A 24,996-nucleotide genomic window follows, 5' to 3' on the forward strand; every position below is an offset into this window, starting at 1 on the left:
CGGTGCCCGGGGGTCTCGGACGAGTGCCCCGGCCGCAGCGGCCGGGGCACTCGGTCATCCGTTCGTCACGGGCAGTTCGTGCTGCGCGCGAGGTCGCGCGTGCCCCAGTAGGTCGGGTTGCCGTCCCGGAACGTCACCCGCTGCACGGAGCCGTTGAGCTTCTGCTCGTAGTGCAGGTGCGGGCCGGTGGAACCACCGGTGTTGCCGACCCGGCCGATCATCGTCTTCTCGGACACCGACTGGCCGACGGACACGTCCTGCGAGCTGAGGTGCGCGTACAGGGTCTGCCAGCCGCCCGCGTGGTCGATCACGATGTAGCGCCCGTAGGAGGTGCTGCCCAGGTTCGCGACCTTCGACACCGTGCCCGGCGCGGACGAGTAGACCTTGTAGCCGTTGTCCTCGGGGTAGTGGTTGAAGTCGACGGCGTTGGCCGGGCTGTGGCCGGAGCGGGTGCTCGCCGCCCAGGTCTCCCCGCAGGGGAACGGCAGCCAGAAGCGGCCGGTCGTGCCGGGGTTGAACTGGTGCGAGGCGTTGTTGTTCTTCAGCGTCGAGTTCAGGTTGGTCTTCGCGCCGGACGCGAAGTCCTGGGTGGCGCCGGCGTAGCCGGAGTTGAAGTACACCCGGACCGTGCCGCCGGTGCGGTTCCACACCGACGCGGCGTTGTTCTTGACGCACAGCCCCTGCCCGGCGCCCGCGCTCTTGAAGTCGTAGCAGGAGGGCTGGGTGGAGCCGTAGTCGGAGATCGACCCCGCGAAGTCGGAGACCGAGCCCGCGTGGTCGCTGTTGTAGAAGTAGCAGAACTCGCCGCTGTCGCAGACGCCGTCCCTGGCCGCCGCGGCCGCCGGGGTCACCGTCAACGCGGTGAGGCTCGCGGCGGCGAGCACCGCGGCAGCCGCGGCGAGGGCCATTCGTGTCCATGTCCGTGGTCTGGGCATGTGCTTCCTCACTGGTGCGGGGATTCTCGAGCGGTCAGGCGGCGCGGAGGTACTGCTCCCACGTCACCTTCGTCACCTGGGGCCCGTCGTCCTGGCCGTTGCCGGCCAGCCCGTCGCGCCCGAGGTAGTACTGGCCGACCTGTTTCTGCGCGGGTGTCGACAGGTCGGTGTCGTTCACCGCGATGCCGTGGACGTGCAGCGGCCAGTTGCCCTGGCTCGGTCGCCGCAGCCACGCCGCGAACCCCACCCGCCGCAACGCCGTCACGAGCGCGGTGCGCTGCGCCGAGGTCAACGCCTCGGCGTCCAGGTCGACGGCGCCACCTCCGTCGTGCGTGCCGGCGGAGGTGGGGTCCTCGCCGGGGGAGTAGGAGCCCTGTTCCACGACGAGCGGAACTCCGCAGAGCCGCTGCGCCTCCCGCAGCATCGCGACCGTGCGCGCGTTGAACGGGAAGCCCTGGAACGTGGTGCGCGCGCCCGGCGTGAGGGTGCGGGTGAGGGTGAACCGCCCGTTGGCGAGCGCGGTGAGCGATGCCCGGCCGGGAAACCCGTTGGCGGCGGCGCCCGCGTACCCGAGCGACTCCTGCCACCGCCCGTAGGCGGTGCGGGTGACCGTGCCGAAGTGCCCGTCGACGTACTGCGCGGCGAGCAGCCCCTCGGCGACGAGCGCCTGCTCGACGAGCCGCACGCTCGCCCCGGCACCCGGCGTGAGCCCGGTGTCGGGCTTGACGGGGTCGCACTGCGCGGCCAGGACCACGAGCTCCATGTCCGCGGTTCCCGCGGCGGCCGCCACCCCGGGGACCAGCACACCCCCTGCGGCGATCCCGCCCAGAACGGCCAGGAACCCACGACGTCCAAGACGATCCGACATGCCGGACATCCTCGGCCAGGCACATATAAAACCGATATATTTTCGACCGGCCCCCGGTTCGATCAAGCCGTTCACCTGGAACGATGCCGGTCGCGCGGGGTTGGCAGACCGCTCGTGCGGGGACCGGGGACGTCTGCGGACTTGTGCACGGCGAACCGACAGCGGCCGCCGGATCGGTGGTGCCAGACCCCGCCCTCACCGGAGCCTTCCGGCCAGATGAACATCCGGCCGCCGAGCCCGGGCAGGGTGCGGTCGGCAAGGCTACCGGCGTGGGTCACTCCCGAAGTCGGTCACGGGGTGTGCGAACCGGGGGCACCCACGCCGTCTGCGACCCGTTCACCTGGGCGGCAGTGCCTCGTCCACCGTGGTCACGGTGCCGGTTCGGGCGATCAGTCGCAGCGCCGCCTCGTGCAGGTCGGAGGTGGCGGAGGCGGTGGCGTCCGCCAGCACCTGCACGGCGTAGTCGCGGTCGTGGGCATCTCGTGCTGTGGCCAGCACGACCAGATCGGTGGAGACGCCGGTGAGCAGCAACGTGTTCACGCCTCGCGTGCGCAGCACCAGGTCCAGCTCCGTGCCGAAGAAAGGGCTGATGCGCCTTTTGACGACCACGGCGTCGCCTTCGGCGGGTTTCACGGCGTCGTGCACTTCGGTCGCCCAGGTACCGATGACCAGCTTTCCCGCGTCCTTCGCTTCGGCGAAGACCGGGGAGTTCGACGGCCATTCCGAGAAGTCGGGGGAGAATCCCACCACCACGTAGATGACCGGGATGTTCTCCGCTCGTGCGCGGGCTATCGCGGTGGCGGCCCGTTCGAGCACGCCCCGGCTGGCGACCTGCTGCTCGTAGCCGTGGGAGGCGTACTGGCCGTCGGGGTGCACGATGTCGTTCAGCAGATCGAGCACGAGAAGTGCCGGTGAACTGGTCATGCCGCCCAACCTATTCGCGTGCCGGACACCGGCGGGAAATCTGTCGGCGCATCTTGCATGAGCGAACCAGATGGCTGCATGAACGAGTTCTTCTTCCCGGTGCCCGCCTGCCGGTCATAGCTTTCTCGGCGGTTGCAGGACTCGGGGAAGGTGTGTCCATGGAGGCGTTCGGACCGCTTCGGATCGCCGTGGTCGGCAGCGGGCCCCGCGGGCTCGCGGTGCTGGAACGGCTCGTCGCCAGGATGAACGAGCAGGCGCCGGCGGTGCCGGTCACGGTGTACCTGGTGGACGCGGTCGAGGTCGGCTGCGGCCGCATCTGGCAGTCGGGACAGCCCGAGTGGTTCCTCATGAACACCCCCTGCGGTGAGGTGACCATGTTCTCCGGGCCTCCGGACGAGGGGCGTGCGCGGCCGGGTGCGGGGCCGTCGCTCGCCGAGTGGTGGAGTGCGCATGCCCCGGGGTTCGAGGGACGTACGGGCTATGCGCCGAGGGCCTTGCACGGCAAGTACATGCGGTGGGTCACGGACGTGATCGAGGCTTCGCTGCCGCCCACGGTGCGCTTGCACCGGGTGACGGCGGCGGTCGAGGACCTGGAGCCCACGTCGCTCGGGTACCGCCTCGACCTGTCCACCGGCGATCACCTGCTGGTCGACAAGGTCGTGCTGACGACCGGGCACCCGAGGCTCCACCAGGTGGGGATGTTCCGCGAGTTCGAGGAGTTCGCCGCCACACGACCGGACCTGCGCTACTTCGCCGCCGACTCCGCGGTCACGATGCCGCTCGACACCATCCCCGACGGCTCCGCGGTGGGGCTGCTCGGGCTCGGGCTCACCTTCTACGACCTCATGCTCGCCCTGACGGTCGGCAGGGGTGGGCGGTTCGTCGAGGAAGGCGACGGTCTGCGGTACCTGGCCAGCGGCCGGGAACCGCTGCTGGCCGGCGGTTCGCGCAGCGGGATCGCCCTGTCCGCGCGCGGCATCAACCAGAAGCCCGCGACGCTCAAGTTCCGGCCGACGCTCTTCACCACCGAGAACGTCTGTCGCGGCCGGGTGTTCGGCGAGATCGACTTCGGTGCGCACGTGCTGCCGTGGATCCTCGGCGAGATCGAGTACGTCTACTACCTGACCGAGGTGCGCGAAACCCTCGGAGCCGAGGCGGCCGCGGAGTTCACGGCGGCCGTCGTGGCGGCGACCGGCGCGCGACCGCCGGACATCAGGCCGATCGCCCTCGCTCAGGGTCTCGGGCACCTGACGCCGTTCGACTTCGAGGGCCTGGCCCGTCCGTTCGCGGGCCGGACCTTCGCGTCGCGGGCCGAGTTCGAACGTGCGCTGGACGACCACGTCCGCGCCGACATCGAGCACGCCGTGCGCGGCAACTACGCCTCGCCGCTGAAGGCCGCGCTGGACGTGCTGCGCGACACGCGCTGGGTGGTGCGCGAGATCACTGACTTCGGCGGGCTCACGCCGGACACGCACCGCGACTTCCTCACCTGGTTCTCGCCGCGCAGCTCGCTGCTGGCGGCCGGCCCGCCGCTGGTGCGGATCAGGCAGGCGGAAGCGCTGCGCAAGGCCGGAATCCTGAGGTTGGTCGGGCCCGACGCGGAGTTCTCGGTGGACCGCGGGCGGAACGCGTTCGTGCTGTCCTCGCCCGCCGTCGCCGGATCGAGGGTCGAGGTGCGGACGCTGATCGACGCCCGCATCGCCAATCCCAACGTGTACCTGGACAGCTCGCCGCTGACGCGGGCACTCGTGCGCCGCGGAATCTGGAACGGCTTCACCAACGGCAAGGGCGACAACGCGTTCCACACCGGTGGCGTCGCGGTCACGCGCAGCCCGTTCCACCCGCTGGACCGCCACGGCAGGCCCGACACCGATCTCTACGTGCTGGGCGTGCCGGCCGAGCACACCCGCTGGTTCACGTTCGTCGGCAGCGGCAGGCCCGGACCGTGGAACGAGTTCACCAGGGACGCGGACGCGATCGCCCGGCACGCGCTGACCGCCGTCCACGCCATGACATCACCGGTTCCGGCCGGCTGACGAGGAGGAACACCATGACCGACACCCAGCTCCGATCGGTCCGCGTCCTGCGGGACGTCCTGTCCGCCGGTCTCGACGCCGTGCAGTGGACCCGCTGGGAACAACCAGGTCGCGCCGGGGTGGAGATCCACCCGCTGTTCACCACCGGCGATCCCCAGAACGCCACGGCCTTTCTCACGAGGATGGAGCCGGGCGCTCACGGGGACCTGCACGAACACCTCGGCTACGAGCTGATGTTCGTGCTGCAGGGCGAACTCGTCAACGACAACGGCGACCGCTACGGAGTCGGTGACCTGATCGTCGAGGAGCCCGGCAGCGTGCACCAGGTGACCAGCGTCGCCGGCTGCACGGTGCTCGGGGTGCGCACCGCTGCAACCCGGCCGCTGGGCTGACCGGACGCGTGAACCGGTCGGTGCGGACCGGTTCACGCGCTCAGCGGCTCGTCCACGGCTCGCCGGGCGAGCTCGCGGACGAGCCGCACGAACGCCGAGACCGCCGGAGTGCTCCTCGCGGTCTCCCGGACGCCGAGCGCGACCGTCCTCGTCAGCGCCGGCGTCAGCGGGACGACCGCCACCCCGGACATCCCGCCGGGCAGCAACGACATCGGCAGCACCGTCGGTCCGACGCCGGCGGAGACCATGGCGAGCAGTGCGTGCAGGTCGCGGATGCGGTACGCCACAGCGGGTTCTGCGCCCTCCGCCAGCAGGACCGCTCGCAGCAGGGGTTCCACCCCGCCGACCGGTAGCACCAGGGGCTCGCCCGCCAGCTGGCCGGCCCGCACCGCGGTCTGCCCGCAGAGGCGGTGCCCCGCGGGCAGCACCGCGCACAGCTCGTCCCGCCACAACGGGGTCGTGACCAGGTCCGGTTTCGGCAACGTCACCACGCCGACGTCCACGGCACCGGACCGCAACCACGCCGCGATCTGCTGGTCGGTGCCCTCGCGCAGCACGATCTCCCCTGAGGGGAACCGGGTGCGGAACTCCTCCAGGAGCACGGGCAGCAGTCTGCCGGCGAAGGTCTGGCTGGTGGCGAACCGCACGGTCCCGCGCAGTCCCGTGACGACCGCCGAGGCGGTCAGCCGGATCTGTTCGGCGTGCGTCACGATGGCCCTGGCGTGGACGACCACGTCGCGTCCGGCATCGGTCAGCCGCACGCCCGCGCGACCGCGCAGCACCAGCTCGCACCGGAGGTCCGACTCCAGTCCCGCGATCGCGTGGCTGACGGCGGACTGCGAGACGCCCAACGCCTTGGCGGCCTTGGTGAAGCTGCCTTCGTCGGCGACCGCGACGAAGGCAGCGCACTGGGTGAACCTCACCGCGTGCCCCCGGTGACGGGCAGCGTGGGGCGGCGGTTCGCTTCGTAGGTCTCGATGTCGCCGGCGTGCGTCAGCGTGGCGCCGATCAAGTCGGTGCCGGTGAGCAGCCGCTCCCTGGCACGCGCGTCGACGCTGAACGACTCGGCCAGCGGTCCGCACCGCACCTCGAGCCGTTCCAGGTCGACGGTGACGGGCACCGCGGGATCGGTTTCCACGGCCTGCCACAGCCGCTCGACCACCGCGGCCGGCAGCACGACCGGGAGCAGGCCGTTGAGCAGCGCGTTGCCGCGGAAGATGTCACCGAACCGCGGGGCGATCACCGCACGGAAGCCGTAGTCGAGCAACGCCCACACGGCGTACTCACGTGACGATCCCGTGCCGAAGTCGTTGCCCGCGACCAGGATCGTCGATCCCCGGTGGACGGGCCGGTTGAGCACGAACCCGGGATCCTCCCGCCAGTCGGCGAACAACGAGTCGGCGTGACCGGTGCGCTCGGAGAGCGTGAGGAAGCGGACGGGGATGATCTGGTCGGTGTCCACGTCGCTGCGCCGCAACGGAACCGCGGTTCCGGTGTGGACGGTGAACTGCTGCACGGGTGCGCTCCTGGAGGCGTGGGAAGGCGGTCAGAGGTCGGCGGGGGCGGTGATCCGGCCGCGCACGGCCGTGGCGGCGGCAACGGGCGGCGACACGATGTGAGTGCGCGACCCCTTGCCCTGCCTGCCCTCGTAGTTGCGGTTGTTGGTGGACGCCGCCCGCTGACCCGGTCGCAGGCGGTCCTCGTTCAGCGCCGCGCACATCGAACACCCTGCTGCCGCACGGAAGTCCGCGCCGGCCGCGGCGAACACCTCGTCCAGCCCCTCCTCGCAGGCCTGGCGGCGGACCGCGGCCGAGCCGGGCACGATGATCATCTCCACGGAGTCGGCGACGCGCCGTCCCCGCAGCACCTCCGCGGCCGCGCGCAGGTCCTCGATCCGGCTGTTCGTGCACGAGCCGATGAACACCGCGTCCACCGCCACGTCCCGCAACGCCGTGCCCGGCTTGAGATCCATGTACTCCAGCGCCCGCTCGGCCGCTGCCTGCTCCTGCGCGCCGGCGAACTCGTGCGGATGCGGCACGTGCGCGTCGATCGGCACGCTCTGGCCGGGGTTCGTGCCCCAGGAGACGTGCGGGCGCAGCGAGCTCGCGTCCAGCACGACCTCCTTGTCGAACACCGCGTCGGCGTCGGTGCACAGCGTGCGCCAGTGGGCGACCTCGGCGTCGAAGTCGGCCGGCATGCCGGGACGGAGCCGCAGGTAGTCGAACGTCGTCTGGTCCGGCGCGACCATTCCGGCGCGCGCACCGGCCTCCACCGCCATGTTGCACAACGTCATCCGTCCCTCCATCGACAGCGCCCGCACGGCCTCGCCGCGGAACTCCACGAGGTGGCCCTGTGCCCCGGCCGTGCCGATCCTGGCGATCAGCGCGAGCACCAGGTCCTTCGCCGTGCACCCGAAGGGCAGCTGTCCGGTGATGGTGACGGCCATGTCCCGAGGCCGTGACATCGGCAGCGTCTGCGTGGCCAGCACGTGTTCCACCTGGCTCGTCCCGATGCCGAACGCCAGCGCGCCGAACGCGCCCTGCGTGGTGGTGTGCGAGTCGCAGCACACGATCGTCATGCCCGGCCGGGAGAGTCCCAGCTCCGGCCCGATCACGTGCACGATGCCCTGCTGTTCGCTTCCCAGGCGGTGCAACGGGATCCCGAACTCGGCGCAGTTGGCCCGCATGAGTTCGGCCTGCCTGCGCGCGGCGGGGTCGAGAATTCCGCGCGTCAGGGACGTCGTCGGCGTGTTGTGGTCCTCCGTGCCCACGGTCAGGTCGGGGCGGCGCACCGTGCGGCCCGCAGCCCTCAGCCCGTCGAACGCCTGCGGTGTGTTCACCTCGTGCAGCAGGTGGAGGTCGATGTAGAGCAGGTCCTCGCCCGACGAGTCACTGCGCACCACGTGTCCGGCCCAGATCTTCTGCGCCATCGTCGTACCCATGCGATTTCCCCCGCGCATCCGGTGTGTCGATTCACGTCGAGGCAACCACACGACCTTCGCGAGCAGCAAGACAATGCACCGAAGGGGAATCCGGCTCCACCGGCGGACTAGGCGGTGTACCTCGTTTCCACCGGACTCCACCTCCTGCACCTAAGGCAAGACGCGGAGGATCCCGATTCCTCCGGCGGCCGATGACTCGCCCGTCCCCGGTGGCGAAGCTTGTTCTCAGGATCTCCGCCAGAGCAGGGAAGGAACCATGAAGCCGATCCACATCTTCACCGACGAGCAGTACGAGGAGCTCTACCGCGCTCTCGGAGACGTCGACAAGAACCCCTACGACGACTACGAGGCGTTCTCGCAGGCCGTGGCCGACCTGGTGGACAGGGGCGACGTGCCGGCGTTCTTCCTCGAGGTCTGCGCCCGGATCCGCGCGGACCGGGAGAGCGGGACCGTCGACGCGCACGTCCTGCGCAACGTCCCGATCGACGCGGAACTGCCGGACCTCGGCAACGAGGACCCGGTGTCGGTCAAGCACGCCGAGAAGAAGACGTTCATCGGGGAGACGCTGCTGGAGCTGTTCGGCAAGCTCATGGGCAACCCGCTGCTGGCCTACGCCCGAAACCGCGGCGACTTCTTCACCGACGTGGTCGCGTTCGACAAGTACAGCGGAAAGCTCACCGGCTACAGCGACAGCGAGCTCTACTTCCACAACGACCGCACGGCGCACGAGGTCCGCGCCGACTACATCGCGTTGCTCGGCATGCGCTGCCCGGAGGGCGAGCTGATCTACACCGGTTTCATCGACGGCCGGGAGATGCTCGTCCACCTCGGCGAGCAGGAGCAGCGACTCCTCCGCGAACCGTTCTACATCACGCCGTTCGACGTGTTCTCCAAGGACAAGAACGCGAGCCTGACCGACTCCGGAGCGCACCCGATCCTCGAGAACGACCACAGCTTCCGCTACCTCGACACCGCGACCACGACCGCGCCGGGCAGCCCGGTGGAGGCCAAGGACGCGCTGATCGCCATGAAGAACGCGCTGGCGAAGGCGAGCAAGGTCCGGCACCGCATCCTGGAGCGCGACCTCTTCGTCCTGTCCAACCAGGACGGTCTGCACAGCCGCGAGAAGATCGAGATCAACGACCCGGCGCAGGCCCGCAAGCGGTGGCTGCTCAAGACCTACGCGTTCCGCGACGACGCCGCGGCGGACCGCCACGGCGACAAGTGGCTGGACGGCGTGCGAGGACGGGTCGCGGACTAGGGCCTGTGTCGAGGTCCATGTTCGCGATAGCCGGGCCTGAGGTGGTTCCTGGGGGCACGGGCGGACAGCCCGCATACAACACCGGTATGCGGGCTGTCCGCCCGCACCGCCAGGAACCACCTCAGGCGCGACTCTCATCGAACGGGACCCCGACACAGGCCCTAGGTCTGGTCACCCCTGCAACGCGGACACGGTGGAAGGAAGAGTCATGCCCAGGGTGGCGACGCGGTTCGACCACATCCAGAAATCAGCGACCTACGCGGTGCTCGACCTCGTGCGCGAGCTCCGCGCACAGGGCGCCGACGTGCTCGACCTCGGCGGAGGGGAGCCGGACTTCGACACCCCGGAGCACATCTCGGACGCGGCCGTGTCCGCGCTGCGCGAGGGGTTCACGCACTACACGCCCAGCCGGGGGACACCGGAGCTGCTGGAGGCCATCGCCGAGAAGCTCGCCAAGGACAACGACCTGCTGGTGGACCCGATGCGGGACGTCGTCGTCACACCGTCGGCCAAGCACGCGCTGTCCAGTGCGGTGCTGACCGTCGCGGGACCCGGTGACGAGCTGATCGTCCCGACACCGAGCTGGGTCAGCTACGCGGCGATGGCGCACCTCGCAGGGGCCCGTCCCGTGCCGGCGCCGTTGAGCGCGCGGGACGGGTTCCGGCTCACCGCCGGCGCACTGGAACAGGCGCTGTCCAGGAGGACGAGGGCGGTGCTGGTCAACACCCCCAACAACCCGACCGGCCGGCTGCTCGACGCCGACGAGCTGACCACCCTCGTCCGGTTCGCGCAGGAGCACGACCTCGTCATCATCTCCGACGAGATCTACGAGAAGATCACCTACGCCGACCGCCCGCACCTGAGCCCGGCCGCGCTGCCCGGTGGCGCCGAGCGGACGCTCACCGTCAACGGGTTCTCCAAGGGGTACGCGATGACCGGCTGGCGGCTGGGGTACGTGGCCGGTCCGACCGAGATCATCGCCGAGCTGCTCAAGGTGCAGCAGCACACCGTCGGCTGCGCGAGCTCGTTCGCCCAGCGCGGCGCGGTCGTGGCGCTGACCGGGCCCCAGGAACCGATCACGGCGATGACCACCGAGTACGCCGCACGGCGCGACCTGCTCGTGGCCGGCCTCAACGGTCTGCCCGGGGTGACGTGCGCGGTGCCGGACGGTGCGCTGTACGTGTTCCCCGACATCCGCGGGACCGGCCGCGGCGACTCGGCGCGGTTCACCGAGTGGCTCCTGCGCGAGGCGGGCGTCGCGGTGACGCCGGGGTCGGCGTTCGGAGAGGGCGGCGAAGGCCACGTCCGGCTGTCGTTCGCCACGTCCCGCGAGGTGCTGGCCGACGCCGTCGGCCGGATCGGCACCGCGCTCGGGGCAGACCGATGACCCGCCCCGCCACCGCGTCCGGGGAGACCCCGATCGCGGCACACCGCACGCCGCAGCGCCCGTCCGGAATGCCCTTCCGCCGCTACGTCCCCGCCCAGCGGGTTGACCTGCCCGGCAGGGCCTGGCCGAACCGGACCATCACGGCCGCGCCCCGGTGGCTGTCCACCGACCTGAGGGACGGCAACCAGGCCCTGATCGACCCGATGGCGCCCGGACGCAAACGTGCGTTGTTCGACCTGCTGGTCAGCATGGGCTACAAGGAGATCGAGGTCGGCTTCCCGGCGGCGTCGCAGGCCGAGTTCGACTTCGTCCGGTCGATCATCACCGACCGGCTGGTCCCCGCCGACGTGACGATCTCGGTGCTGACCCAGGCCAGGGACGACCTCATCGAACGCACCCTGCAGTCGCTGCGGGGCGCGCCGAAGGCCACGGTGCACCTGTACAACGCCACGGCCCCGCTGTTCCGGCGGGTCGTGTTCCGCGCGGACCGCGAACAGGTCAAGGACATCGCCGTCTCCGGTACCAGGACCGTCCTCAAGCACGCGGACCAGATCCTCGACGACGGGATCGCGCTCGGGTTCGAGTACTCGCCGGAGATCTTCACCGACACCGAGCTCGACTTCGCGCTCGAGGTCTGCGAGGCGGTGATGGACGTCTGGCAGCCGGAACGCGACCGGGAGATCATCCTCAACCTGCCCGCCACCGTGGAGCGGTCGACGCCGAACGTCTACGCGGACCGGATCGAGTGGATGTCGCGCAACCTGTCACGCCGCGAGTCGGTGTGCCTGTCCGCGCACCCGCACAACGACAGGGGCACCGCGGTCGCCGCCGCCGAGCTCGCGATCATGGCCGGCGCGGACCGCGTCGAGGGCTGTCTGTTCGGCCAGGGCGAGCGCACGGGCAACGTCGACCTGGTGACGCTGGGGCTGAACCTGTTCGCGCAGGGCGTCGACCCGATGATCGACTTCTCGGACATCGACGAGGTGAGGCGGGTCTACACCTACTGCAACCAGATGACGGTGCCCGAACGCCACCCGTACGCGGGCGACCTGGTGTTCACGTCGTTCTCCGGGTCGCACCAGGACGCGATCAAGAAGGGCTTCGAGGCGCAACGCGCGAACGCCGCGCTCACGGGCGTACCGGCCGAGCACGGCCCGTGGGAGATGCCCTACCTGCCGATCGACCCGCACGACGTCGGACGCACCTACCAGGAGGTGGTCCGGGTCAACAGCCAGTCGGGCAAGGGCGGTGTGGCCTTCCTGATGAAGGAGCACCACGGGTTCGACCTGCCCAGGCGGATGCAGATCGACTTCTCGGCCGTGGTCCAGGCCAGGACCGACGCGGTGGGCGGAGAGGTCACGCCCGAGCTGATCCGCGAGCTGTTCGACCGGGAGTACGGGCTGGGGCTCGATCCCGCCGTCGTCCTCGGTGTGCCGGACGTGACCGGTCAGGCCGAAGCGCTCGCCGCACTCGCGGCACGCGGCCGGCCCTGCCGCGTGCTGGACAGGGTCGAGCACGCGATGGGAGCACGCACGGCCGTCTACCTGGAGGTGTCGCTGGGCGACTCGGTGCACTGGGGTGCCGGCGTCGCGGAACACGCTGACCACGCCGCGCTCTCGGCGCTGGCCAGCGCCGTCGCCCGGTACGGTCGCCGATGACCGCACCCGGTGCGGAGCGGGCGGGTCACGCGGTCCGCGAGTTCCGCGCCGGGTGGTACGGCCTCGTGCTGTTGCGGATCAGGAGAACGGCTTCGAGCCGGTTGCGCGCTCCCAGCTTGGGCAGCGCGTGGGAGACGTGGCTCTTGATCGTCGCCGGGGAGACGCCCAGCGACCGCGCCGCCTCGACGGTGCTCATCCCGTCGGCCAGGAGGCTGAGGACCTCGTGTTCCCGGTCGGTGAGGCCGGCGTTGGGCTGCTGGAGCAGGACGGGCGGCGCGACACCCATCGGCCCGCGGTGTGCGGCCAGCTCCGGTGAGAACAGCAGATAGCCACCCGCCACCGCGTGCACGGCGTCGGTGAGGCCCCCCATTTCCGTGTCTTTCACGACGCATCCGGTGGCGCCGATCGACAACGCCCATTCGACCGATTGCCGGTCGACCCTCGAGACCAGGAGAAGAATCCGAATTCCACGTGAGGAGAGTTCGAGGACCGTCCGCTCGACGTCCTCACGCGAATACACCGACATGACGACGACGGTCTTTTCGGTCAATCGCGGCCAGTGCGACACCGGAACCAGGCTGTCCACGCTTCCGATCAGCTTCATCCGGTTGCAGCAGGTCCTGAGCCTGGCAGCGAGCACGTGCCGGGAGATGGGATCGTGATCGGCCAGCAGCACGGAGCACGTGGATGAATCGGATAAGACGTCGGTTCTCGTGTACAATTCAGACACTTCTCGATTCCCCCCGCGAAGGTTTTCCCCACCACTGCCCGAATCGATTCTGAAGTTACCACGGGTAGCACTTCGAGTGCTCTCCGGAACCGAAGTGTGAGCTACCGCACAAGAGTGCGCTCGGGCTGGTCGGGCAATTCTGCGGGCACCATCTCGAAAGGTCGTCCGAAAGTCCGGGAAAGACCGCTGGCGCCCGCCTTGGTGAGGTGCACGACCCGCGGGCTCACGCCGTGCCGAACCCATTCGAGGGTGAACAGCCTGTGTGCGATGGCCGCTCCGAGGGCCCCCGACAGGTGGTGGCGTTCCTCGCTCCAGTCCACGCAGTAGCGGACCAGTGGTCGCCGCCGAGCGTGTTCCCGCACGTCGATCCCCAGTGTCTGCAGCGTGTCCGCGCCCTCGTCGGTGAGCTCGTACCGGTGGTCGCGGCCGTAGGAGGCCGCGCGGTCGTGTGCCGCGGTGGCCGGGTGGTGCGTGCCGTCCGCGCCGTCCACGCCGACGAGGACCTTCGTCTCCAGCAGGACGCCCATGAGGTGGACGCCGAGCTGGCCGGCGAGGTGGTCGTAGCAGGTGCGCGACCTGCGCAGAGCGTCCGCGCGGACGCTCTGCTTGAGCGACCTGACCCGCAGCGGCGGTGCGATCACCGCGAGTGCCTCCAACGCCTCGGCGACCTCGGCGCGGGCCAGCCGGTAGCGGCGGTTGCGGCCGTCGCGGTGGGAGGTGACCACACCCGCGTCGACGAGCTTCGCCAGGTGGGCGCTCGCCGTGGGGCCGCTGACACCCGCTTCGTCGGCCAGCACGGTCGCGGTGATCGCCCTGCCGTCGCACAGCGCCTTGAGGATCCGCGCACGAGAACCGTCCGCGATGAGCGCCGCCGCTCGCGCGATGTCAGGGTCGGACTTCGTGTCTTCGGAGTGCACACCTCGACGGTACGACATCGATACTTAGACGGGCGACGAAGTGTTTTCGTCACAGACTGGCCGCATGAGCATCCGCGTCCCGCAGCGCACGGAGCCGCCCGCGCTGGCACTGCCCCCACTCATCGCGCTGAGCCTCGGCTACTTCCTCGTGATGCTGGACGTCACCGTGGTCACCGTCGCGGTGCCGGACCTCCAGCGGTCGTTGCAGGCGGGCCCGTCGGCGTTGCAGTGGGCGGTCGACGGCTACAGCGTCGTCTTCGCCGCGTTGCTGCTCCTCGGTGGCGGCCTCGGGGACCGGCTGGGCCACCGGAGGATCTTCCTCGTGGGTCTCGCCGGGTTCACCGCGGCGTCGGTGGTCTGCGCCCTCGCGGCGTCACCGGGCGCGCTGATCGCGGGAAGGCTCCTGCAGGGAGCGGGTGCCGCGCTGCTCGTGCCGACCTCGCTCGCCCTGCTCGCCGCCGCCTACCCCGACCGCGCCGTCCGGGCCCGCGCGCTCGGCTTCTGGGCCGGTGTCGCCGGGGTGGCGTTCGCCGCGGGACCGGTGCTGGGCGGCCTGCTCGTGTCGGGCCTGAGCTGGCGCGCGGTGTTCTGGCTCAACGTCCCGGTGGCCGCGCTGGCGGTCGTGCTGACCCTGCGGCACGTGCCGTCCCCCGCGACCTCCGGCACCGCCCGGCGGATGGACGTCCTCGGCCAGGTGCTCGCCGTCATCGGCCTCACGGGCATCGCCGGAGCCCTCAACGAGGCGAGCACGTCCGGCTGGACGTCCACCGTCGTCGTGGTCTCCTTCGTCATCGGCGCCGCGGCCGTCGTGGCGTTCGTGCTCACCGAATGGCGTCTCGACCGCAACGACGCCTCGCCGCTGCTGCCGCCGTCGTTGTTCGCCGACGGCGGTTTCGCCGCTACGGCAGCGATCGGGGTGCTGCTGAACCTCGGCTACTACGGCATGTTGTTCGTCTCCACGCTGTACTTCCAGCAGCAGCGGGGCTACGACGCCATGACCACCGGCCTCATGCTGCTGCCCACGGTCTGCATGGCGCTGGTCGCCGGTCCTGTCTCGGGGAGGCTCACCGCCCGCTACGGGCCCTACAAACCCATGGCCGCCGCGATGCTGCTCGGCTCCGCGGGGTTCCTCGGCTGGCTCGTCGCCGGGCCCGACACCCCGTACGTCGCGCTGCTGTTCGCCTTGGTGGCGACCGGTCTGGCCACACCGTCCACGGTGCCCGCCGCCACCGCCGCGATCATCGAGTCCGCGCCGAGCGAGAAGGCCGGTGTCGCCTCGGCGGTCTTCAACGTGTCCCGCCAGATCGGCAACGCCGTCGGTGTCGCCCTGTTCGGCACGCTGACCGTCGCCTCGGCGAGCATGTACGACGGCCTGCACACCTCGGCGTTGATCGCCTCGGTGGCGTTCTTCACCGGCGCGGTGCTCGCACTGCTCGCCGGTCGGCGCCGGTCCGTCCGCACCTCCACGGCGCCGGCGACCGCGCGCCCCTGATTTCTTCTCCGCACCAGTGAACTCGAAGGGACAGTCGCTTGACTCGCATCGCCATCAACGGGTTCGGCCGGATCGGGCGCAACGTGCTGCGCGCCTTGCTGGAACGCGACAGCGTCCTCGAGGTGGTGGCCGTCAACGACCTGACTGAACCCGCCGCCCTGGCGCGGCTGCTGAAGTTCGACACCACCTCCGGCCGTCTCGGACGGCCGGTGGAGGTCGACGGTGACACCCTCGTCGTCGGCGACCGCCGGATCCAGGTCCTCGCCGAACGGGACCCGGCACAGCTGCCGTGGAAGGAGCTGGCCGTCGACATCGCGCTGGAGTCGACCGGCCGCTTCACCGCGGCGAAGGCCGCCACCGCCCACGTCGACGCCGGTGCCCGCAAGGTCCTGGTCAGCGCGCCCTCGGAAGGCGCGGACATCACCCTCGCCTACGGCGTGAACAGCGACCTGTACGACCCGGAGTCGCACGTGATCGTGTCGAACGCCTCGTGCACCACCAACGCCCTGGCACCGCTCGCCGCCGTCCTGGACGACCTCGCCGGCATCGAACACGGCTTCATGACCACCGTGCACGCCTACACCCAGGAGCAGAACCTCCAGGACGGCCCGCACCGCGACGCCCGCCGTGCCCGCGCCGCGGCCGTCAACATCGCACCGACCACCACGGGCGCGGCCAAGGCGATCGGACTGGTCCTGCCGAACCTGGACGGCAAGCTGTCCGGCGACGCGATCCGCGTTCCCGTCCCGGTGGGCTCGATCGTGGAGCTGAACACCACGGTGACCCGCGACGTCACCCGGGACGACGTGCTCGCCGCCTACCGAGCCGCGGCCGAGGGCGACCTCGCCGGAGTCCTCGAATACTCCGAGGACGACCTCGTGTCGTCCGACATCACCGGCAACCCGGCCTCCTCGATCTTCGACTCGAAACTGACCCGCGTCGACGGCCGTCACGTCAAGGTGGTCGCCTGGTACGACAACGAATGGGGCTTCTCCCACCGCGTGGTCGACACGCTGGAGCTGCTCGCTCGTCGATGAGGTGGGACGGACGTCGTGGAGCGGCTGACCGCGCCAAGGGGCGGCCGCGTGGAACAGGTGTGAGCGGGTTGTCCCGCGCGGCCCTTTGGTAGAAATGCGGCCATGATCGATGTGGTCGCGACGCTGCGTGCGGCGGGGTGCGTGTTCGCGGAGGACGAGGCGCGCCTGCTGCTCGACGCCGCCGCCACGCCCGCCGAGCTGGACGGGCTGGTGCGCCGCCGGGTGGCGGGAGAGCCACTGGAGGTGATCGTCGGCTGGGCCGAGTTCCGGGGCCACCGGGTGCTGGTCGACGCCGGGGTGTTCGTACCGCGGCAGCGGTCGGTGTTCCTGGTCGAGAACGCCGTGGCGCTGGCCGGGCCAGGAGCGGTGGTGCTCGACCTGTGCTGCGGCGCCGGGGCGCTGGGGCTGGCGGTCGCCGCCGAGGTCGAGGGCGCGCAGCTGCACGCGGCCGACATCGAGCCCGCGGCCGTCGCCTGCGCCCGCCGCAACCTCGCCGGGCGGGGCCGGGTCTACGAGGGTGATCTGTTCGACCCGGTGCCGGAGACTTTGCGCGGCACGGTGGACGTCCTCGTGGTGAACGCGCCGTACGTGCCGACCGACGAGATCGCGCTGATGCCTCCCGAGGCCCGCGACCACGAGCCGCTGGTCGCCCTGGACGGCGGTTCCGACGGCGTGGACGTGCACCGGCGGGTCGCCGCCGCCGCACCGGGGTGGCTGGCGCCCGGTGGTCACCTGCTGATCGAGACCAGCGAGCACCAGGCACCGCTCACCGCCGCGGCGATGACCGAGCACGGGCTGGTGGCGCGCGTGACGACGTCGGACGACTACTACTGCACGGTGGTGATCGGGACAAAGCCCGTGTGAGAGCGGCGGAGGTGTGATCATCGTGTGATGAGCGAGACCTACCTCGGCACCGCCGAGGCCGCTTGGCGGTGGGTGCTGGACCAGGTCCGGTACGACGAGGGCACCGCGGCCGTCCCGCCGTCGCTGGGCGCCGAGGCCGACCCGGACCACCGCGACGGCATGTACGACGGCGTCGGCGGACTGGCGCTGACCCTGGCGGAGGTCAGGGCCGTGCGGGCGTGGACGGCGGAGGAGCAGCGGCTGGCCGACGCGATTCGCGCCCAGGTCACCGCGGGCATCGCGACGAGCGCGGACTGCAGCCTGTTCCACGGCCTGGTCAGCACGATCGGCACGCTGACCGCACTGGGCGAGCCGGCCCCGGACGCCGCCGTGGCGCGGCTGCTGGCGCTCGTCACGCCGGACGGCTGGCCGCAGACCGCCATCGGGCCGCCGCGCTACCTCGACGGCGCACGGGTCAGCGACGTCGTGCTCGGCACCGCCGGGGTGCTGCTCGGCGCGGTGTGGGCGCGGCGGCACGGCGCGGAGGCGGACGAGCTGGCCGAGGTCGCGGCCGGAATCCTGCTGGCCGAACGCGAGGAGGTGCCGTCCGGGCTGAACTGGCGCATGGTGCCGCCGCGGTTCTCCCCGGTCGAACGGCAGATGCCGAACTTCTCCCACGGGCTGGCGGGCGTGGCGACGGCGCTGGCACTGGCCGGGGCCGAGCTCGGCCGGCCGGAGTGGGTCGCTGCCGCCCTCGACGGTGCCCGGCACCTCGTGGCGCTCGCCGACCTCACCGGCGGCGGGTTCCGGGTGCCGCTGCGGATCCCGCGGCTCGGCGACGACTTCGAGGAGTACAGCTACGGCTGGTGCCACGGACCGGCCGGGACGGCGTTGCTGTGGAACGCCCTGGAGCACGCCGGGGTGTCCGAGGTGGCCGGTCGGACGACCGCGGAGCTGCGGCGGCGGTGCACGCGCACCGTGCGCACCTGCGGGTTGCCCGAACGGCTGCGGTCCGGCTTCTGGGACAACGACGGGCGGTGCTGCGGCACGGCGGGCGTGGGGGCGCTGCTGCTCGACGCGGGGGAGCGGGACTTCGCGCTGCACCTCGCCGACGTGCTGGTCGACCGCGCGGTGCCGGACGGGGGCGGCGTCTGCTGGCGGTTCACCGAGCACCGCGCGCAGGAGCCGCTGCTGCCGCCCGGCGTCGGCTGGATGCAGGGCGCGGCCGGGATCGCCGGGTTCCTGTTCCAGGCGGGCCGGGGCGGCACCGCCGTGCCCGGCATGACCAACTGGTGGGCCCTCACCGGCCCTGACCAGCCCTGACAGTCGCTGACAGCTCGTTACCAGCGCGCTGACAGCGCGCGGGCGCACAGTTGCTCCCGACACAGGGAGGAACGCGAGATGTCACTGGCGATCAGGGCAGAGGGCCTGGTCAAGCACTACGGGGAGACCAAAGCCCTCGACGGGGTGGACCTGGAGGTGCCGGAGGGGAAGGTCGTGGGCGTGCTCGGGCCGAACGGCGCGGGCAAGACCACGGCGGTGCGGGTGCTGGCCACGTTGCTGCGCCCGGACGCGGGACACGCCACGGTCGGCGGGCACGACGTGCTGAAGGACCCGGTGGCGGTGCGCAGGCTGATCGGGCTGACCGGGCAGTACGCGTCGGTGGACGAGGACCTCTCCGGCACGGAGAACCTGGTCCTGCTGGCGAGGCTGATGGACTACTCCCGAGCGGGGGCACGGGCGCGGGCGGCCGAGCTGCTGGAGCAGTTCGAGCTCACCGGCGCGGCGGGACGGGCCGCCAAGACGTACTCGGGTGGCATGCGCCGGCGGCTCGACCTGGCGGCGAGCCTGGTCGGCGACCCGGCGGTGCTGTACCTCGACGAGCCGACCACCGGCCTGGACCCGCACGCGCGCAACGAGGTGTGGGCGGTCGTGCGGCGGCTCGTCGCGAACGGCACGACGGTGCTGCTGACGACGCAGTACCTGGAGGAGGCCGACCAGCTGGCGGACACGATCACGGTGTTCGACCACGGCCGGGTGGTCGCGGAGGGACGTCCGGACGAGCTGAAGCGCCGAGTCGGCAGCCAGACGCTGCAGGTGCGGCCGACGTCGGTGCACGACCTCGACGTGGTGCAGCGAATCCTCGGCGACCTGACCGGCACGCGGCCGTCGCGCGACGACGACACCGGGCTGCTCACCGCGCCGGTCGACGACCCGGTGCTGCTGTCGACGCTGGTCCGCAAGCTCGACGAGGCCGGCATCACCGCGGACGAGCTGGCGCTGCGGCTGCCGTCGCTCGACGAGGTGTTCCTGGCGCTGACCGGCAAGAAGACCGACGCCGCCGGCACCGCCGCGCCGGAAGGGAGCCTGGTGTGAGCACGATCGCGTTCGACAAGGGCGTGCGCCACGGGTTCTCCCTGGCGTGGCGGGGGATTCTCAAGATCCGCAAGAACCCGGAGCAGCTGATGGACGTGACGCTCGCGCCCATCATCTTCCTGCTGATGTTCACCTACCTGTTCGGCGGGGCGTTGGCCGGCAGCACCGACGCGTACCTGCAGGTGCTCGTGCCGGGCATCATGGTGATGAACCTGTTGCAGGGCAGCATGACCGCGGGCGTGCAGCTCAACACCGACGCGTCCAAGGGCGTGTTCGACCGGTTCCGCGCCATGCCGATCGCGCGGTCCGCGCCGCTGATCGGCGCGGTGCTGGCCGACGTCGTGCGGTACGTCGTGTGCGTCGTGGTGCTGCTGGTGGTCGCCACGATCATGGGCTACCGGGTGCAGACCGGCCCGGTGGAGCTGCTGGTCGCGGTGGCGCTGGGCATCCTGTTCGCCCTGTGCTTCTGCTGGGCGTCGGTGTTCGTCGGCATGCTGCTCAAGACGCCGCAGGCCGTGCAGGGCATGATGTTCGTGCTGATCATGCCGTTGACGTTCGGCAGCAACGTGTTCGTCGGCACCGCCACGATGCCGGGCTGGCTCAAGGCGTGGGCCGACATCAGCCCGGTGACGCTGATGGCCGACGCGCTGCGCGGGCTGCTCAACGGCGGGCCGATCGCGGGGCCGCTGACCGGGTCGCTGATCTGGATGGTCGGCGTGGTGGCGGTGTTCTTCCCCGCGGCGATGTGGGCCTACCGCAGGCGGGTCTGAGCGGAGGAGGGGCGGGCCGCTCAGCCGGGCAGGCCCGCCTCCTTGCGGATCTCCCGCAGCGCGTCGTCCTTCGGCACCTGCGCCGCGTCCGGTTCCCCGAGCTCGGCGATCAGGCCCCGCACGCCGGGGTCGCCGAGGTCGAGGCCGCCGCGGAGGAGCTTCACGAGCGCGAGCAGCCGCAGCGCCACGTCGCCTGCGCCCTGGCCGTGCCGCACCTGGGCGAGGATCTCGGTGACCGCGGCGAGGTCGGGCATGTCGCTGCGCGCCGACGTCGTCTCCACCGCCACCGCGACGCCCTGCTCGGCGTCGGCGAAGCGGTGCTCGGCCAGCGCGATGCGGGCCTCCAGCATCGCCGACCACTCCTCGCCGAACGCGCCGAGCGCCGCCGCGGTGCCGCGCACGCGGAAGCTCTCGGCCAGCTCGCGGGCCTCGGTGACGGCACCGCACCGCAACCGGATCTCCGCCTTGGCGTAGAGGATCATCGCGGACATCTGCTCGTTGCCAGTCTCCTGCACGAACCGCTCGGCCTCGGCGAGCTGCCGCTGGGCCGCGCCGAGGTCGCCCAGGCGCGCGTACTCGACGGCGAGCCGCCAGTGCTGCTGCACGGCGTCCTCCGTGGACCGCAGCTCCTGCGCCAGTGCGAGACCCCGTTCGTACAACGCGATCGCGCCGAGGTTGTCGCCGGTCTGGGAGACGAACGCGGCCTTCATCCCGAGCGACATCGCCGTGCCCCACCGGTCGCCGGTGGCGCTGAACAGCTCGTAGGCCCGCTCGCGGGCGGCCGCCGCGCCGTGCAGGTCGCCGTCGTCGACCAGCAGGAAGCTGCGCGCCCACTCCGCGCCCGCCCGTGCCCACGGGTCGGAGCTGCCCGCCGCCCGCTGGACCTCCCGGTGCGCGAGGTCCTTGTTCTTGCTGACGAACGCGAGCATCGGCAGGGCGATCGCCAGCGCGGGGAACCTCTCGATGGACTCGGCGCGCACGCAGTCCTCGATGACCGCCGCCGTCTCCGCCGCGTCCGGCACTCCCGGCATCACCCGCATCATCAGCCGCATCGCGGTCAGCGCCGCCCGGACGTCGGCGGGCAGCCGGTCGCCGAACGCGAGCACGTCGTCCACCGCCGTGTCCGCCCGCTTGCTGTCGCCCTTCACCATCCAGTACCAGAAGACCGCGGTGAGCAGGCCCGCGGCCGCGTCGGCGTCCTGGTCCTCGACCGCCCCGCGCAACGCGGCCACGATGTTGTCGTGCTCGGCCTCGTAGCCGGCGATGACCTCCAGCTGCCGGGCGGTGCGGGTGAGCGGCTCCCAGTCCTCGGTCAGCCTCCGGTAGTGGTCGCGGAACCGGGCGACCACCTCGGCGGTCTCGCCGGACGCGGCGAGCTGCTCGGCCGCGTACACCCGGATCGTCTCCAGCATCCGGTAGCGCGGCTCGTCGTGGTCGAGCACGTCCACGATGGACTTCTCGACCAGCGACGTGAGCACGTACAGGTCGTGCCGGCAGATCTGCTCGATCGCGGCGAGGTCGGCGCCTGCGGGGAACACCGACAGCCGCCGCGCCAGCTCCCGTTCCTGCTCGGTCAGCAGGTCCCAGCTCCACTCGACGACCGCGCGCAGCGTCCGCTGGCGGGGGAGCGCGGTGCGGCTGCCGGAGGTGAGCAGCCGGAACCGGTCGTCGAGCCGCTGGGTGATCTGGTGCACGGTCATCGACCGCAGCCGTGCGGCGGCCAGCTCCAGCGCGAGCGGCATGCCGTCGAGGCGGCGGCAGATCTGCGCGACGGCGTCCGCGGTGGACTCGTCGAGCCGGAAGCCGGGCTTCACCGCGGTCGCCCGGTCCAGGAAGAGCCGCACCGAGCCGTACCCGGAGAGGTCGGCGCGGCCGTCCGGCACGGCGAGCGGTCCCACCGGGCACAGCGACTCGCCCTCGATGGCCAGCGGTTCGCGGCTGGTGGCGAGCACCCGCACGGACGGCACGAGCCGCAGCAGCCGGCCGGTGAACTCGGCGGCCGCCTCGACCAGGTGCTCGCAGTTGTCGAGCACCAGCAGCGACTCACCCGCCGCGAGCGCCTCGGCGATGCGGTCCATGCCGTCGCTGCCCCTGCGCAACGGGTCGCCGGTGGTGAAGTTCGGGTCGAACGCGCTGAGCACCGCGCCGACCAGGTCGTCGGCCGCCCGCACGCCGGCCAGCGGCAGGAACCAGACCCGGCCCCTGGCGTGCAGCCGGTGCCGCACCGCCGCCTCGGTCGCGAGCCGCGTCTTGCCCGCACCGCCGGGCCCGACCAGCGTGACGAGCCGCGCCCGGTCGAGCTGGTCGCCGACGCGGCGCAGCTCCTCGTCCCGTCCCACGAAGCTGGTGAGCCGCACCGGCAACCGGTCGGCGACCGGCTTGGGCGCGAGCTCGCCCCGCAACGCGGCGAGGTGCACGTCCCGCAGCTCCCGCGACGGGTCGACACCGAGCTCGTCGGCGAGCGTGCGGCGCACGTCCTCGTAGACCTGCAACGCCTCGGACTGCCGCTGGTCGGCGCACAGCGCCCTGATCAGCAGCCCGGCGAGCCGCTCGCGCAACGGGTACCGCTCGTGCAGCGCGGCGAGCTTCGCGACGTCCAGCTCACCGCGGTCGAACCGGTCCTCCTCGGCGCTCAGCCGCGCCTCGTCCAGCTCGGCCGCCGCGATCCGCGCGAACGGCGCCTCCCGCACGTCCGCCAGCGCCTCGCCCCGCCACAGCCCGAGCGCCTCGTCGAGCCGCCCGGCCGCGCGCAGCCGTTCGAACCGGACGACGTCCACGTCCTCCGCCGCGACCGCGAGCCGGTACCCACCGGGCTCCAGCGCCACGTCCGGGCAGACCTTCCGCAGCCGCGAGACCAGCGACTGCAGCGCGTTCGTGGCGTCCGCGGGCGGCTGCTCACCCCAGAGGTCGTCGATGAGCGTGGCCGGCGAGACCGGCCGGCCGGGGTCGAGCGCCAGCCGGGCGAGGAGCATCCTGACCCTGGCACCACCGATGTCGACCGGTGTGCCGTCGTCCTCCTCGACCCTGAGCGGTCCCAGCAACGCCACGCGCACACGTCAAGCTTCCCAGATCCGCTCCGCGCGCCGGGGCGGGCCGATCTTGCCGGTGCTACCCGAGCTCGCGGACGGCCGCGTCGAGCGCTTCGGCGATCACGCGCTCGAACCCGTCGTCGGTGCTGCCGCGCGGGACCCGTTCGGTGAGCATGATCGCGTAGAGGTACGCCCGGTAGGCCGCGAGGCGCACGTGCTCGCTGTCGGTCAGCGCCCGCCCGTACCCCTTCAGGAAGCTCTCGCCGACGGTCCCGAACAGCGCCGGCGACACGAGGTCGGCCACCGGGTCACCCCAGAACGCGCGTTCGCCGTCCACGATCCCGGTCAGCCCGCGGTCGACGAGCACGTTGCCGTCCCAGAGGTCGAAGTGCACCAGCACCGGTGTCCGCACCTCGTCGAACAGCCGCCGGTCGACCGGGATGCGGGGCAACGCGACGCCGTAGCGCTCCGCGTCGGCCTGCACGGCCTCGACCATGGCGGTGAACGCCTGCGACCACGTCTCGTGCAGCCCGAGCTGCGGGTAGCCGAACCCCGGTCCCTCGACCGTGTGCAACGCCCGCGCGGCCGCACCGAGCTGTTCCTGGACGGCATCGCGGTCCACACCGGACCGTCCGAACAGGGGAGTCCCTTCGAGCTTCGTCGTCACCAGCACGTCGCCGTCGACGTGGGAGCGCGAGAAGTCGGTGCGCACGACCTGCGGCACCGGCGCGACCCGCGCCCCGAGCGCGCAGAACAGCGCCTCGGTGCGCACCAGGTCCCGCTCGTAGGTCAACCCCGGCTGCTCACCCGGACTGATCTTGACCACGAGCTCGCCCTCGGCCGCCGTGACGAGGAAGACCCGGTTGTAGGTGCCGCCGCCGAGCGCCTCGACGCGGTGGACGGTGGCTTGCGTGATCTGCTCTATTACTTCAGTGTTGACCAAAACCAATGCCTCATCTATCGGTCACCTTCGTGCAGGTCACCGCCTGTCCGGGAGCAGCAGTGGCGCTCGCCCACACCCGTTCGCCGTCGAGCAGGATGCGGCACGTCAACGCCTCGTTCCCGGACGGCGTGGCGGTCACCTCCGCCTTCTGCCCCGAGTTGATCACAACGTCCGTCGTCCACGGAACCACCCCGGTGGCGTCGACGGTCCGCGGTGCGTCCCGTTTGCGGGTGTCGGGGTTCTCGGTGTAGCGGAGGGCGACGGGCGCGGACCCCGGCCCGGTCACCTCGTAGGTGACGGACCAGGCCTTGCCGGTGATCTCCGACCAGCCGAAGTAGCGGATCGCGACCACGAACCCCGCGCCGACGAGGACGAGGGCCGCGACCACTGCGAGCGTCTTCACGGCTTCCCACGGTATGGGGTGCGGCGTTCGGCGGCATCGTTCGGTGGGCTGAAC

General features: G+C 71.4%; 22 protein-coding genes. 11 read left to right on the forward strand and 11 right to left on the reverse strand.

The features are described 5' to 3' along the window. Positions 1-65 precede the first annotated feature (65 nt). The 3 genes from ACZ7CF_RS22615 to ACZ7CF_RS22625 all read right to left on the reverse strand — a co-directional run bounded on the left by ACZ7CF_RS22615 (position 66) and on the right by ACZ7CF_RS22625 (position 2,727). Positions 66-908: a peptidoglycan DD-metalloendopeptidase family protein gene (locus ACZ7CF_RS22615; protein WP_360389206.1), complete on the reverse strand. Its 843-nt coding sequence runs from the start codon at positions 906-908 to the stop codon at positions 66-68. 61 nt (positions 909-969) lie between these two features. Next, positions 970-1,803 carry a peptidoglycan-binding protein gene (locus ACZ7CF_RS22620; RefSeq protein ID WP_360389203.1) on the reverse strand — a complete coding sequence of 278 codons (834 nt, stop codon included), beginning with the start codon at positions 1,801-1,803 and terminating at the stop codon, positions 970-972. 336 nt (positions 1,804-2,139) lie between these two features. Beyond that, entirely contained in the window at positions 2,140-2,727 is a 588-nt protein-coding gene (locus tag ACZ7CF_RS22625) for a cysteine hydrolase family protein (RefSeq protein ID WP_360389200.1), read from the reverse strand. 158 nt (positions 2,728-2,885) lie between these two features. Between ACZ7CF_RS22625 and ACZ7CF_RS22630 the strand changes: the two genes are divergently transcribed. Together ACZ7CF_RS22630 and ACZ7CF_RS22635 are read left to right on the forward strand one after the other, a co-directional pair. After that, on the forward strand, positions 2,886-4,763 hold the full coding sequence (locus ACZ7CF_RS22630) for an FAD/NAD(P)-binding protein (RefSeq protein WP_470370484.1): 1,878 nt from the start codon (positions 2,886-2,888) through the stop codon (positions 4,761-4,763). Positions 4,764-4,777: 14 nt separating this feature from the next. After that, on the forward strand, positions 4,778-5,155 hold the full coding sequence (locus tag ACZ7CF_RS22635) for a cupin domain-containing protein (protein WP_470370485.1): 378 nt from the start codon (positions 4,778-4,780) through the stop codon (positions 5,153-5,155). Between the two features lie 32 nt (positions 5,156-5,187). Here the strand turns inward: ACZ7CF_RS22635 and ACZ7CF_RS22640 are convergent, their stop codons facing one another. Genes ACZ7CF_RS22640 through leuC form a run of 3 tightly spaced genes read right to left on the reverse strand, consistent with a single transcriptional unit; the run spans position 5,188 to position 8,096 of the window. Continuing rightward, positions 5,188-6,078 carry a LysR family transcriptional regulator gene (locus ACZ7CF_RS22640; RefSeq protein ID WP_360389193.1) on the reverse strand — a complete coding sequence of 297 codons (891 nt, stop codon included), beginning with the start codon at positions 6,076-6,078 and terminating at the stop codon, positions 5,188-5,190. Further along, positions 6,075-6,671: a 3-isopropylmalate dehydratase small subunit gene (gene leuD, locus ACZ7CF_RS22645; RefSeq protein WP_360389191.1), complete on the reverse strand. Its 597-nt coding sequence runs from the start codon at positions 6,669-6,671 to the stop codon at positions 6,075-6,077. The genes ACZ7CF_RS22640 and leuD overlap by 4 nt, the downstream gene beginning before the upstream one ends. A 30-nt stretch (positions 6,672-6,701) precedes the next feature. Then, positions 6,702-8,096: a 3-isopropylmalate dehydratase large subunit gene (leuC, locus tag ACZ7CF_RS22650; protein ID WP_470370486.1), complete on the reverse strand. Its 1,395-nt coding sequence runs from the start codon at positions 8,094-8,096 to the stop codon at positions 6,702-6,704. A gap of 256 nt (positions 8,097-8,352) precedes the next feature. Between leuC and ACZ7CF_RS22655 the strand changes: the two genes are divergently transcribed. The 3 genes from ACZ7CF_RS22655 to leuA all read left to right on the forward strand — a co-directional run bounded on the left by ACZ7CF_RS22655 (position 8,353) and on the right by leuA (position 12,402). Next, positions 8,353-9,357, forward strand: coding sequence for a TauD/TfdA family dioxygenase (locus tag ACZ7CF_RS22655; RefSeq protein ID WP_360389186.1), 1,005 nt, complete (start codon positions 8,353-8,355; stop codon positions 9,355-9,357). A 208-nt stretch (positions 9,358-9,565) separates the two neighbouring features. Further along, positions 9,566-10,744 carry a pyridoxal phosphate-dependent aminotransferase gene (locus ACZ7CF_RS22660; protein WP_470370487.1) on the forward strand — a complete coding sequence of 393 codons (1,179 nt, stop codon included), beginning with the start codon at positions 9,566-9,568 and terminating at the stop codon, positions 10,742-10,744. Beyond that, complete coding sequence (gene leuA / locus ACZ7CF_RS22665; protein WP_360389181.1) at positions 10,741-12,402, forward strand: 2-isopropylmalate synthase; 1,662 nt, start codon at positions 10,741-10,743, stop codon at positions 12,400-12,402. Before ACZ7CF_RS22660 ends, leuA begins: the two co-directional genes overlap by 4 nt. A gap of 25 nt (positions 12,403-12,427) precedes the next feature. Here leuA and ACZ7CF_RS22670 read toward each other — a convergent pair whose 3' ends face one another. Both ACZ7CF_RS22670 and ACZ7CF_RS22675 read right to left on the reverse strand, forming a co-directional pair. Continuing rightward, entirely contained in the window at positions 12,428-13,132 is a 705-nt protein-coding gene (locus tag ACZ7CF_RS22670; RefSeq protein ID WP_470370488.1) for a response regulator transcription factor, read from the reverse strand. Positions 13,133-13,233: 101 nt separating this feature from the next. Beyond that, the gene (locus tag ACZ7CF_RS22675) at positions 13,234-14,049 is read right to left on the reverse strand and encodes an ArsR/SmtB family transcription factor (RefSeq protein WP_470370489.1); all 816 of its coding nucleotides are present in this window, start codon (positions 14,047-14,049) and stop codon (positions 13,234-13,236) included. 64 nt (positions 14,050-14,113) lie between these two features. On the opposite strand from ACZ7CF_RS22675, the gene ACZ7CF_RS22680 reads away from it, so the two are divergent. The 6 genes from ACZ7CF_RS22680 (at position 14,114) to ACZ7CF_RS22705 (ending at position 20,567) form a co-directional block, all read left to right on the forward strand. After that, on the forward strand, positions 14,114-15,541 hold the full coding sequence (locus tag ACZ7CF_RS22680; protein ID WP_360389172.1) for an MFS transporter: 1,428 nt from the start codon (positions 14,114-14,116) through the stop codon (positions 15,539-15,541). Between the two features lie 38 nt (positions 15,542-15,579). Then, the gene (gap, locus tag ACZ7CF_RS22685; protein ID WP_360389169.1) at positions 15,580-16,578 is read left to right on the forward strand and encodes a type I glyceraldehyde-3-phosphate dehydrogenase; all 999 of its coding nucleotides are present in this window, start codon (positions 15,580-15,582) and stop codon (positions 16,576-16,578) included. Positions 16,579-16,680: 102 nt separating this feature from the next. Then, positions 16,681-17,442, forward strand: coding sequence for a putative protein N(5)-glutamine methyltransferase (locus ACZ7CF_RS22690; protein ID WP_470370490.1), 762 nt, complete (start codon positions 16,681-16,683; stop codon positions 17,440-17,442). 27 nt (positions 17,443-17,469) lie between these two features. Further along, the gene (locus ACZ7CF_RS22695) at positions 17,470-18,744 is read left to right on the forward strand and encodes a lanthionine synthetase LanC family protein (RefSeq protein WP_470370491.1); all 1,275 of its coding nucleotides are present in this window, start codon (positions 17,470-17,472) and stop codon (positions 18,742-18,744) included. A 78-nt stretch (positions 18,745-18,822) separates the two neighbouring features. Beyond that, on the forward strand, positions 18,823-19,797 hold the full coding sequence (locus ACZ7CF_RS22700; protein ID WP_360389160.1) for an ATP-binding cassette domain-containing protein: 975 nt from the start codon (positions 18,823-18,825) through the stop codon (positions 19,795-19,797). Beyond that, positions 19,794-20,567 carry an ABC transporter permease gene (locus ACZ7CF_RS22705; protein WP_360389157.1) on the forward strand — a complete coding sequence of 258 codons (774 nt, stop codon included), beginning with the start codon at positions 19,794-19,796 and terminating at the stop codon, positions 20,565-20,567. The genes ACZ7CF_RS22700 and ACZ7CF_RS22705 overlap by 4 nt, the downstream gene beginning before the upstream one ends. 20 nt (positions 20,568-20,587) lie before the next feature. On the opposite strand, the gene ACZ7CF_RS22710 is transcribed toward ACZ7CF_RS22705, so the two are convergent. From ACZ7CF_RS22710 to ACZ7CF_RS22720, 3 genes are all read right to left on the reverse strand, one after another. Beyond that, the gene (locus ACZ7CF_RS22710) at positions 20,588-23,614 is read right to left on the reverse strand and encodes an AfsR/SARP family transcriptional regulator (RefSeq protein ID WP_360389154.1); all 3,027 of its coding nucleotides are present in this window, start codon (positions 23,612-23,614) and stop codon (positions 20,588-20,590) included. 61 nt (positions 23,615-23,675) lie between these two features. Next, positions 23,676-24,545, reverse strand: coding sequence for a phosphotransferase family protein (locus tag ACZ7CF_RS22715; RefSeq protein WP_360389151.1), 870 nt, complete (start codon positions 24,543-24,545; stop codon positions 23,676-23,678). A 4-nt stretch (positions 24,546-24,549) separates the two neighbouring features. After that, positions 24,550-24,942: an MmpS family transport accessory protein gene (locus ACZ7CF_RS22720; RefSeq protein WP_360389149.1), complete on the reverse strand. Its 393-nt coding sequence runs from the start codon at positions 24,940-24,942 to the stop codon at positions 24,550-24,552. Between the last annotated feature and the right edge of the window lie 54 nt (positions 24,943-24,996).

The organism is Lentzea sp. NPDC036955 (genome assembly GCF_055608005.1).

Coding starts and splice junctions, on each gene's coding strand:
- ACZ7CF_RS22635 (WP_470370485.1), top strand. CDS start 4,778: ATGACCGACACCCAGCTCCGATCGGTCCGCGTCCTGCGGGACGTCCTG.
- ACZ7CF_RS22615 (WP_360389206.1), bottom strand. CDS start 908: ATGGCCCTCGCCGCGGCTGCCGCGGTGCTCGCCGCCGCGAGCCTCACC.
- ACZ7CF_RS22700 (WP_360389160.1), top strand. CDS start 18,823: ATGTCACTGGCGATCAGGGCAGAGGGCCTGGTCAAGCACTACGGGGAG.
- ACZ7CF_RS22690 (WP_470370490.1), top strand. CDS start 16,681: ATGATCGATGTGGTCGCGACGCTGCGTGCGGCGGGGTGCGTGTTCGCG.
- ACZ7CF_RS22630 (WP_470370484.1), top strand. CDS start 2,886: ATGGAGGCGTTCGGACCGCTTCGGATCGCCGTGGTCGGCAGCGGGCCC.
- ACZ7CF_RS22620 (WP_360389203.1), bottom strand. CDS start 1,803: ATGTCGGATCGTCTTGGACGTCGTGGGTTCCTGGCCGTTCTGGGCGGG.
- ACZ7CF_RS22655 (WP_360389186.1), top strand. CDS start 8,353: ATGAAGCCGATCCACATCTTCACCGACGAGCAGTACGAGGAGCTCTAC.
- ACZ7CF_RS22660 (WP_470370487.1), top strand. CDS start 9,566: ATGCCCAGGGTGGCGACGCGGTTCGACCACATCCAGAAATCAGCGACC.
- ACZ7CF_RS22625 (WP_360389200.1), bottom strand. CDS start 2,727: ATGACCAGTTCACCGGCACTTCTCGTGCTCGATCTGCTGAACGACATC.
- ACZ7CF_RS22680 (WP_360389172.1), top strand. CDS start 14,114: ATGAGCATCCGCGTCCCGCAGCGCACGGAGCCGCCCGCGCTGGCACTG.
- leuA (WP_360389181.1), top strand. CDS start 10,741: ATGACCCGCCCCGCCACCGCGTCCGGGGAGACCCCGATCGCGGCACAC.
- ACZ7CF_RS22695 (WP_470370491.1), top strand. CDS start 17,470: ATGAGCGAGACCTACCTCGGCACCGCCGAGGCCGCTTGGCGGTGGGTG.
- leuC (WP_470370486.1), bottom strand. CDS start 8,096: ATGGGTACGACGATGGCGCAGAAGATCTGGGCCGGACACGTGGTGCGC.